This window comes from Exiguobacterium sp. A1_3_1 (genome assembly GCF_048985645.1).
Taxonomy (GTDB): domain Bacteria; phylum Bacillota; class Bacilli; order Exiguobacteriales; family Exiguobacteriaceae; genus Exiguobacterium_A; species Exiguobacterium_A indicum.
In genome coordinates this window covers 1-8,655 of sequence record NZ_WBYY01000144.1, presented here as the reverse complement: position 1 = coordinate 8,655, position 8,655 = coordinate 1, and the positions used below count along the sequence as shown (strand labels likewise).

Here is an 8,655-nt window from a genome sequence, read left to right as displayed (position 1 = left end):
AACTCTCGTCATCAGCTTGGAAGGCTGAGGTTTTACCATTAAACTACACCCGCGTATTGGCTACATGAAATATAGTAGCATAGCAAAGAGGGCATTTCCATAACTTTTATGAAAAAAAGCAATTTCTTTTAAGATTCGGTGTACAATAATACTAGTTAATCGTTTCCAATGGTAATCTTGATTTGCAATATGGGTAAAGTTGGGTAGAGGAGAGAGTGTCTGGTGAATGAAGTGCGAGTTTGGAGCGAACAGCCGATGGGAAAAGGATGGAAGGCGATCTGTCACCATCAATTCGATCGTCATCGCTTATTGATAGGAGAGTGGTTCCATAACGTAGGTGTACTTGCTTTTTCCATCAATCAAGATGCGGATTTGCTACCGGATGTCCTTCCAAACACATTCGATCTGCCGCTCGTCTCGGAACGTGTGCAACGCGTCATTGCAGCATACGCGCCTTTTTCTGTACAATGTCTCAAGGTACATCTTGAGACGAAGGACGGAGTGGTTCCGTACTATCTTCTCAATCTCTTATCTGTCAGTCGGATCGAACATCTACATACGACGGATGTATTCCGTCCGGTCCCGAGACGACGCGTCTATTTTTTGACAGAGCGACGAATCAGCGATTCGATTTGTCCGCATCATCTTATGCGAGATGAGCGCACGCATCGCATGTTCGTCTCTGCTCAACTCGCTCGACAATTCGAGCGTATGGCTGTGACGGGTATCCGCTTTGAAGAGATACAACGAATGGAGGAATTCAAATGAAACAGTACACAGTCGATCATTGGATCACGCTAGAATATCCAAAGGTATTCGAATATCAAGAAGAAGAGACATATGTCAGTTTTTATTCGACGGATGAAAATGCAATGGGAACGCTCCAATTATCCATTTATGAGTCCGATTCAGAAGAATTGACACCGTATGAGGCGGCGGAACAAGAAATCAATCTGTTGGTGGAAGAGTTCGGCATCGAACTAACAGGAGCACTTGAAGTCCGTCGTAATTCAACAAAAGAAGCGTTGCTTGCAGTAGATGGGAAAGAAGAAGATATCTTCTTACGGATCTACGCGTATTCGGACGGGGAACGGTTAGTCTTATTGACGTACTCTGCAGAACGCGAGACGCTTGAAATCGAAGAAATCGAAGCTATGATTTCTTCACTGACTTGGATTCAATGAAGGATACGATAGAAGTACAAAAGGCAACGGATCACAAGGATTCGCTGCCTTTTTTTATATCGATCGATGTAGCTTAAGAAGAACGGGAAGATGACTGTTTAGCTGCAGGATTGACTTGTTTATTCAACCAGCTCGCGATATCGGCAAAAACGCGGATGCGTTCGAACTCATGGAAGAGCTCATGACGTAACCCTCGATAAATCGTCAGCTGTACAGCATCGACACGGACACGATTATACATATCAAACAAATGATGGATACCTTTTCCGTCGAACGCGACCGCGTCATCTCCACCAGCAAGCAATAAGAGAGGTAAATGACGTGGATGCTGATAGATGGAAGCAAGTGCGTTGACGAGTTTCGTTGCATGTAAGAGTTCGTGGAAGAACCCAAGCGTGACTGTTTGACCGGACAATGGATCTGCATCATAGCGCATGACGGATTGAGGATCCGAAGAGAGCCAAGCATTTTTAGAAAGTGCTGGGAAAAAACGTAAGTTATACCGTCCGAACACGAGTTGTCCAAACCGTTCAGCAGGGTGTATTGCTGACAACTGATGGATTTGACGTTCGACGAGTTTTTGGCTGACATCACCGAGTAAACCTGTACTTGTCGGGGGTCCGCTCGCGATGATTCCAGCTACTGTATGACCGAGTGTTTGACCGATTCGGCGAGCAATCAACGAACCAAAACTATGACCGAAGATGAACACCGGTAGCGTCGGATAACGCTCTTTGATGTCAGAGACGAGTTCTTCTGCATCCTGCATCAATTGTTTAAACCCTTGATTCGGCTCGAGGTGTCCAAGTGTTCCGAGCTGTGCTGCTCGGGTTCCGAAACAGCGTAAGTCTGCGATGATTGTGTGGTAATGATGCGCATAGAGGAATTCGGCGAATTCCTCATACCGCGCGCCATGCTCCATCATCCCGTGAAAGACGATCACGACTCCTTTAGGGTCGTGGGCTTCGAGGCTATGCAATGTCGTAGTATAGCCGTCAGAGGCTATCCAATGTGAATGATCAATCGTCATGTAACTCATCCTCTCATTAAGAAAGTCCAAATACCTGTCCGTCTTCCGATACGCCCATGTGGAAGGCGGCAGGAACTGCCGGTAATCCTGGCATCGTTAATACATTCCCAGTCAATGCAACGATGAACCCTGCACCAACCGATGGACGGATTTCGCGGACCGTGATCGTGAAGTCTTCGACACGACCATAACGAGCAGGATCATCCGTTAAAGAAAAGGGTGTTTTTGCCATACAAATCGGTAACTCATTCAATCCCATCTCCGTACACCGTTCGAGTTCGCGGAGCGCTTTGTCTTCAAAATGAACGTCGGCTGCGCCGTAGACACGCTTTGCGATACGCTCGATCTTTTGACGAAGCGGTAAGACGTCAGGATACAGAGGGCGGAACTGGCTCGGTTCCTCAAGAGCTTGCATGACTTCCGTGACGAGTGCTTCGCCGCCAGCTCCCCCTTTACTGAAGACTTCACTTTCCGCGACACGAATATTACGATCCTGACACCATTCCAAGATCATATTCCGTTCTGCTTCCGTGTCGGTGAAGAAACGGTTCAAGGCAACAACGGCAGGGACACCGAACAGATTCATCGTCTCGACGTGTTTTTCAAGTAACGCAAGACCATCTGTTAAGGCGGCGAGATTTTCTTCGCTGAGTTGCGTTTTGTCGACACCTCCGTGCATCTTCAAGGCACGAACCGTAGCGACGATAACGACGGCATCCGGGTGAAGTCCGCCGATCCGTGATTTGATGTTGAAGAATTTTTCGGCACCTAAATCGGCTCCGAATCCTGCTTCTGTGACAACGTAATCACTTAGCTTCAGTGCAGTTTGCGTTGCAATCAAAGAGTTACAGCCATGTGCGATGTTCGCGAACGGTCCACCATGAATCAGTGCTGGTGTTCCTTCGACGGTTTGAACGAGGTTCGGGCGGAACGCATCTTTCAGGAGTAACGTCGCAGCTCCTGATGCCTGAATATCTTTGACTGTAACCGGCTGTTGATCGTACGTATAGGCGACGACGATGCGACTCAACCGCTGTTCAAGATCCGAAATGGAGTCTGCTAGACAGAGGACCGCCATGATTTCGGAAGCGACCGTGATGTCGAATCCATCTTGACGCGGCACACCATGCGCAGGACCACCAAGACCAATCGTAACTTGGCGCAAGGCACGGTCATTCAAATCAAGAACGCGTTTCCAGACGATACGACGCGGATCGATACCAAGGATGTTACCTTGATGCAGGTGATTGTCGAGCAAGGCACTGATTGTATTATGAGCAGATGTGATCGCATGCATATCGCCTGTGAAATGCAGATTGATCTCTTCCATCGGTAGAACTTGGCTATAGCCACCACCACACGCGCCACCTTTTAAGCCCATCGTCGGACCGAGTGAGGGTTCCCGTAAACAAATCATCGTCTTATGGTTTGCCCGATGCAACGCCTGTCCGAGTCCGACAGTGACGGTTGATTTTCCTTCACCGGCAGCTGTCGGATTGATAGCTGTGACAAGGATCAATTTCCCGTCAGATTTCGTTGCCAATCGGTTCAACAGTCCATCTGTCAACTTCGCTTTATACTTTCCGTACGTATCAAAATCCTCTTCTTGCAAACCAATCCGGTCCGCAATTTCTCGAATCGGGCGTAAGACGGTTTGTTGTGCGATTTCTAAGTCTGAACGAATGGTCTTTTCCATGGTATCGACTCCCTCTTTGATTGGATCTCTCTTTTTTCTAATAGTAGCGTATCTAGTGCGAACGCGCCAAAGGAAAACGTTCAATATTTTCCACCCAATGGGTCAAATGGTGACGTGTTCAAGTGTTAGAGAAAGACGTACTGTAGAGTGGAGGAGGGATGAAACAATGACATCTGGACAAAAGAAGTGGAAACGCGGTCTTGATTTTTGGCTCTTCGTCGGACCGGTCTTTCTTGTATTCGCAGTGATCGTGCTTGTACCGTTTTTCAATGGCGTTATGTATTCGTTCACGGATTGGAACGGTGTAACCGGAGAATTGAATTGGATCGGCTTTGATAACTATGTCCGTCTCTTTACGAGTGACGAGCAGTTCCAGCAGTCATTTTGGTTGACGACGAAATATACGGTCGTTGCCGTCATCTTAACGAATGTCGTCGGTTTCATCTTGGCGTTCTTATTGACACAAAATATTCGCACACGTAATTTCTTACGAACGATTTTCTTCATGCCGAACTTGATCGGTGGGTTGATCCTCGGTTTCGTTTGGCAGTTCATCTATGTCAAAGGCTTCGCATCGATCGGTGAATTGACAGGGTGGAGTATATTTGAACTTCCATGGTTAGGAGATGCCCGGACAGGATTCTGGGGTATCGTCATTGTTTCGATTTGGCAAGGTGGCGGTTACATCATGGTCATCTATATCGCGGCTCTGCAAAACGTGCCACAAGAGCTGATTGAAGCGGCAAAAATCGATGGTGCCAATCGTCTATCGACGTTACGGAACATTACGTTGCCACTGATCATGCCGTCGGTCACAATCTGTCTCTTCTTGACGATTTCATGGTCTTTCAAGTTATTCGATACGAACTTATCCCTAACGAATGGCGGACCATTCAAATCGACCGAGATGCTTGCTCTAAACATTTACAAAGAATCGTTTACGAATAATAATCTTGGACTCGGATCAGCGAAGGCAATCATCTTCTTCGTTGTTGTTGCAGCGATTACAGTCACTCAAGTCTATCTGACGAAAAAACGGGAGGTGGAAGCATGAGTACAGCACAACCATTACCCACTCCGCAAGAGGAGAAACCGAAGCGCTCTAAAAAGACGAGAGGTCGTTATTCACTCCGTCTTGGAACAGTCGAACTGGCAGCCTTATTGATGGGGCTACTGTACATGATCCCGTTTTATTACGTTGTCTCGAATTCTTTCAAGACGCAGGGCGATATCTTTACGAACACAACGGGTCTACCAAAGGAATGGATGACGTCCAACTATTCAGAAGCATGGGAAGCCATGAACTTCGGAAAAGTCTTTTTAAACTCCGTCATCATTACAGTCGGTGCTAACGCGGTCATCATCATCTTTTGTTCGATGGCGGCCTGGAAACTCGTCCGGACGAAAACACGCTTGTCGACGATCATCTTTTTCTTATTCGTTGCGGCGATGATCATTCCATTCCAGTCGATCATGATTCCCTTATCGAAATTGTCTGGTGATCTCGGATTGCAGAACAGTTATTGGGGATTGATTCTGATGTATCTTGGTTTTGGATCTGGATTATCAATCTTCTTATACCATGGATTCATGAAGTCGATTCCTGAAGAAATCGAGGAGGCGGCCATCATTGATGGTTGTTCACAATGGGGTGTGTTCTGGCGCATCGTGTTCCCATTACTCAAGCCCATCACGGTCACGATCATCATCTTGAACACGCTGTGGATTTGGAACGATTTCCTACTGCCATCGCTGATGTTACGAGACGTCGATTTACGGACGATTCCACTCGCGACGTTCTATTTCTTCGGTCAATATACGAAGCAGTGGGACTTAGCACTTGCCGGACTCGTCCTCGGGATCATTCCGTTATTGTTGTTCTTCTTTGCCTTGCAAAAACAGATCATTCAAGGAATTACGAGTGGATCGATCAAATAATTTTTGTAAGCGCGTTCTCGCTTCTGCGAGAACGCTTTTTTCATGATTCACACGTCAGATTAATCTGACAACTTTTATTTTTTTTGAAAAAAAGTCTTTTCAAATGCTTGCGACCTGTTGTACGATGTTCTCAATTCAATTGTAACAACGACGTTGAAGGGAAGAGTAACACCTTGTACGACCGTATAGCGAGCTGGGGATGGTGAGAGCCCAGTCGGAAGCAAGATGCGAAGAACCTCCCGGAGTCGCTACCCGAACCCGAATGTCAGTAGGCGTAGCCGGAGTTGCCTGTCCGTTATCATAAGGCCGAAGATGAAGTGATTCGTCTTTTGAGTGAGCAACATCGTTGCTAACATGGGTGGTACCGCGGAACCGAGTCTTTCGTCCCATATTCTTGGGAAAGAAGGGCTCTTTTTTATGGCTTCTTTTTCAAAACACAATTGAGGAGGAACACCACCATGACAACACTCGTATCGATGAAACACACACAGGAAGCGATCACACTCGTAAAGAAACGCTTTGAAGAACGCTTTTCGACAACACTCGGATTGACACGTGTCGAAGCACCATTGTTCGTAGAAAGTACACTCGGTGTCAACGATCATCTCAACGGCGTAGAGCGAATCATTCGTTTCGATGCTTTGGATCACACAGCAGATCTTGAAATCGTACAATCTCTTGCAAAGTGGAAGCGTCAAGCGCTTCATACGTACGGATTTGAAGCGGGAGAAGGATTATACACGTTGATGCATGCGATTCGTCGCGATGAGATGCTGGATGCGACACACTCCATTCACGTCGATCAGTGGGACTGGGAACGGATCATCACGAAAGAACAACGGACGAGTGCTTATTTACAAGAAACGGTACAAGCGATTTATGCAACGATTCGCCAAGTCGAACAAGAAGTAGAAGCGGAGTATGGTATTTCAGCAATCTTACCGGAAACGATTCATTTCATGACAACACAAGAGTTAGAGGATGCGTATCCGACACTTTCGACGAAAGAACGTGAAACAGAAGTCACGAAAGCATATGGTGCTGTTTTCCTCATGCAAATCGGTGGCGCACTGGCTTCAGGTGAGAAGCATGATGGTCGAGCGGCTGACTACGATGACTGGACGCTCAACGGTGACATTTTAGTACACCACCCAGAAATCGGAGCATTCGAATTGTCTTCAATGGGTATTCGCGTTGATCGTGAAGCGTTGTTGAAACAGACAGCGATTGCTCAAGAAGAAGATAAATTGGCATTCCCATTCCATCAAGGTGTACTCGAAGAGCGTCTACCGTTAACGATGGGTGGAGGAATCGGTCAATCTCGTATGGCGATGTTCTTATTGAAGAAGCGTCATATCGGCGAAGTCCAAGCTTCTGTCTGGTCAGAAGAGACGCGTAAAAGTCTTCAAGCGGAAGGCATCCACTTGCTCTGACATATATATAGTAAGAAAGCGTCAAAACAGGATGTTTTATAAAGCAAAGGGCATGCTCCGATTCGGAAGCGTGCCCTTTTTTAGGTTCGTACGACCTCAGGCGGAGGAAAGACGTGTCGATTCCTGATAGAATGGGGATAACAATAAATAAGAAAGAGGTGAAAGCATGTCTTCTCTATTAATTGTTGGGATACTCATCCCTATTTTGTTCATTGCGTTTCTTTGGTTTAACATTAAGGGCTTACGAACGATGTGGCGGGATTATAAACGGACAGGCTCAATCGTTGCACTCGGTTTCTTCATTGTCGGGATCATCGGAATCTTCACAGGCGTCTGGACGACACTAGTCGTCATCATCTATTATCTCCTCCGTCCAGCGAGAGGATGAACGGAGGGTTACTTGTATGTTGGAATGGTTGTTCTCAGCCGGAGAATCCAATCTCTGGCTGTTTTTAGGAATTATGATCGTTGGTCTTGGTACGGAATTGATCCCAGCAGAAGTCGGCTTACCATTACTTGGTCTATATGTATCGAACGGAACAGTCAGTTGGACAGTTGCTGTTCTTGTCGGTTTTTTAGGAAGTCTAATGGGCGCGACGGTCTTTTATCTTTTAGGTCGTTATGCTGGTCGTCCGATACTTATCCGGTACGGCAAATGGTTACTGATTAAAGAAAAAGAAATTGAGCAAGGGGAGCGCATCGTCGCGAAATACGGCACATGGTCTGCTTTGTTCGGACGCTTCTTCCCAGTCGTGCGCTCGGTCGTCTCGATTCCATGTGGTTTGTTCGGCTTATCATTCAAACGTTATCTACTCGCTTCAAGTATTGGACTTTTTCCAGTTTCCTTCTTCTACATTTGGGTTGGTGAACGGTTTGGAGTAGAACGCGCGGAATCGATGCTAAAGGGATTAGAGCAAGAGTTGTGGTGGATCTTAGGTGGAATCGTCGTGATTCTTGGAGGGTATATCCTTTATCGTCGCTCTAAAGCAAAACAGAAGGAACAGACGCAAGACACAAAGACGAAATAATAGAATAAGTGAACATATAAAAAGGGAGTAGATGGCAAGCATCTACTCCCTTTTTATATGAAGCTCAAGCGGGTGGGAACAAAAATCGTTTCAGTGTTTTGATGCGATGTTTTGGTGTCAGCAATAACAGTTGATCATTGCCTTCAAGGGCAGTGTCGCCACGCGGTGTGATGATTTGATCATCACGAATGATGGCAGTGATCAAAAATTCTTGTGGCAAATCAATCTCTGAGATCGTCGTTCCAATGAATGGATGGGACATTGGTAACGTTAACTCAATAATTTCGGCGTTCGGTTTACCAATCGACATGAATTCAATGACCGTATGAATAGCAGAAGTCTGTGT

The 8,655-nt window shown here is 46.4% G+C and carries 10 protein-coding genes and 1 other annotated feature; of the genes, 7 read left to right on the top strand and 3 right to left on the bottom strand.

The window, feature by feature from the left end:
* The first annotated feature begins 222 nt into the window (after positions 1 to 222).
* Entirely contained in the window at positions 223 to 768 is a 546-nt protein-coding gene (locus F8N00_RS13875; RefSeq protein ID WP_023467228.1) for an imm11 family protein, read from the top strand.
* Positions 765 to 1,184 (top strand): hypothetical protein, encoded by a 420-nt coding sequence (locus tag F8N00_RS13870; RefSeq protein WP_023467229.1) that lies wholly within the window; start codon positions 765 to 767, stop codon positions 1,182 to 1,184. The genes F8N00_RS13875 and F8N00_RS13870 overlap by 4 nt, the downstream gene beginning before the upstream one ends.
* Positions 1,185 to 1,257: 73 nt before the next feature.
* On the opposite strand, the gene F8N00_RS13865 is transcribed toward F8N00_RS13870, so the two are convergent.
* Both F8N00_RS13865 and F8N00_RS13860 read right to left on the bottom strand, forming a co-directional pair.
* Positions 1,258 to 2,214 carry an alpha/beta fold hydrolase gene (locus tag F8N00_RS13865; protein ID WP_041254998.1) on the bottom strand — a complete coding sequence of 319 codons (957 nt, stop codon included), beginning with the start codon at positions 2,212 to 2,214 and terminating at the stop codon, positions 1,258 to 1,260.
* A gap of 16 nt (positions 2,215 to 2,230) precedes the next feature.
* Positions 2,231 to 3,910: a formate--tetrahydrofolate ligase gene (locus tag F8N00_RS13860; RefSeq protein ID WP_023467231.1), complete on the bottom strand. Its 1,680-nt coding sequence runs from the start codon at positions 3,908 to 3,910 to the stop codon at positions 2,231 to 2,233.
* A gap of 166 nt (positions 3,911 to 4,076) precedes the next feature.
* On the opposite strand from F8N00_RS13860, the gene F8N00_RS13855 reads away from it, so the two are divergent.
* The 5 genes from F8N00_RS13855 to F8N00_RS13835 all read left to right on the top strand — a co-directional run bounded on the left by F8N00_RS13855 (position 4,077) and on the right by F8N00_RS13835 (position 8,309).
* Positions 4,077 to 4,964 (top strand): carbohydrate ABC transporter permease, encoded by an 888-nt coding sequence (locus F8N00_RS13855; RefSeq protein WP_023467232.1) that lies wholly within the window; start codon positions 4,077 to 4,079, stop codon positions 4,962 to 4,964.
* Positions 4,961 to 5,848: a carbohydrate ABC transporter permease gene (locus F8N00_RS13850; RefSeq protein ID WP_023467233.1), complete on the top strand. Its 888-nt coding sequence runs from the start codon at positions 4,961 to 4,963 to the stop codon at positions 5,846 to 5,848. The genes F8N00_RS13855 and F8N00_RS13850 overlap by 4 nt, the downstream gene beginning before the upstream one ends.
* A 144-nt stretch (positions 5,849 to 5,992) precedes the next feature.
* Positions 5,993 to 6,240: a binding site (T-box leader), on the top strand.
* A gap of 66 nt (positions 6,241 to 6,306) precedes the next feature.
* The gene (asnA, locus tag F8N00_RS13845; protein ID WP_035398809.1) at positions 6,307 to 7,281 is read left to right on the top strand and encodes an aspartate--ammonia ligase; all 975 of its coding nucleotides are present in this window, start codon (positions 6,307 to 6,309) and stop codon (positions 7,279 to 7,281) included.
* A gap of 166 nt (positions 7,282 to 7,447) precedes the next feature.
* Positions 7,448 to 7,669, top strand: a complete 222-nt coding sequence (locus tag F8N00_RS13840; RefSeq protein WP_023467235.1) for a hypothetical protein — start codon at positions 7,448 to 7,450, stop codon at positions 7,667 to 7,669.
* Positions 7,670 to 7,685: 16 nt separating this feature from the next.
* Positions 7,686 to 8,309, top strand: coding sequence for a DedA family protein (locus tag F8N00_RS13835; protein ID WP_023467236.1), 624 nt, complete (start codon positions 7,686 to 7,688; stop codon positions 8,307 to 8,309).
* Positions 8,310 to 8,373: 64 nt separating this feature from the next.
* Here F8N00_RS13835 and F8N00_RS13830 read toward each other — a convergent pair.
* A partial coding sequence (locus F8N00_RS13830) for a TrkA C-terminal domain-containing protein (protein WP_421018405.1) occupies positions 8,374 to 8,655 on the bottom strand: 282 nt, incomplete at its 5' end.

What these genes read in the sequence shown, in the direction of transcription:
- F8N00_RS13870 (WP_023467229.1), top strand. Translation starts at nt 765, where the DNA reads ATGAAACAGTACACAGTCGATCATTGGATCACGCTAGAATATCCAAAG.
- F8N00_RS13865 (WP_041254998.1), bottom strand. Translation starts at nt 2,214, where the DNA reads ATGACGATTGATCATTCACATTGGATAGCCTCTGACGGCTATACTACG.
- F8N00_RS13860 (WP_023467231.1), bottom strand. Translation starts at nt 3,910, where the DNA reads ATGGAAAAGACCATTCGTTCAGACTTAGAAATCGCACAACAAACCGTC.
- F8N00_RS13855 (WP_023467232.1), top strand. Translation starts at nt 4,077, where the DNA reads ATGACATCTGGACAAAAGAAGTGGAAACGCGGTCTTGATTTTTGGCTC.
- F8N00_RS13850 (WP_023467233.1), top strand. Translation starts at nt 4,961, where the DNA reads ATGAGTACAGCACAACCATTACCCACTCCGCAAGAGGAGAAACCGAAG.
- asnA (WP_035398809.1), top strand. Translation starts at nt 6,307, where the DNA reads ATGACAACACTCGTATCGATGAAACACACACAGGAAGCGATCACACTC.
- F8N00_RS13840 (WP_023467235.1), top strand. Translation starts at nt 7,448, where the DNA reads ATGTCTTCTCTATTAATTGTTGGGATACTCATCCCTATTTTGTTCATT.
- F8N00_RS13835 (WP_023467236.1), top strand. Translation starts at nt 7,686, where the DNA reads ATGTTGGAATGGTTGTTCTCAGCCGGAGAATCCAATCTCTGGCTGTTT.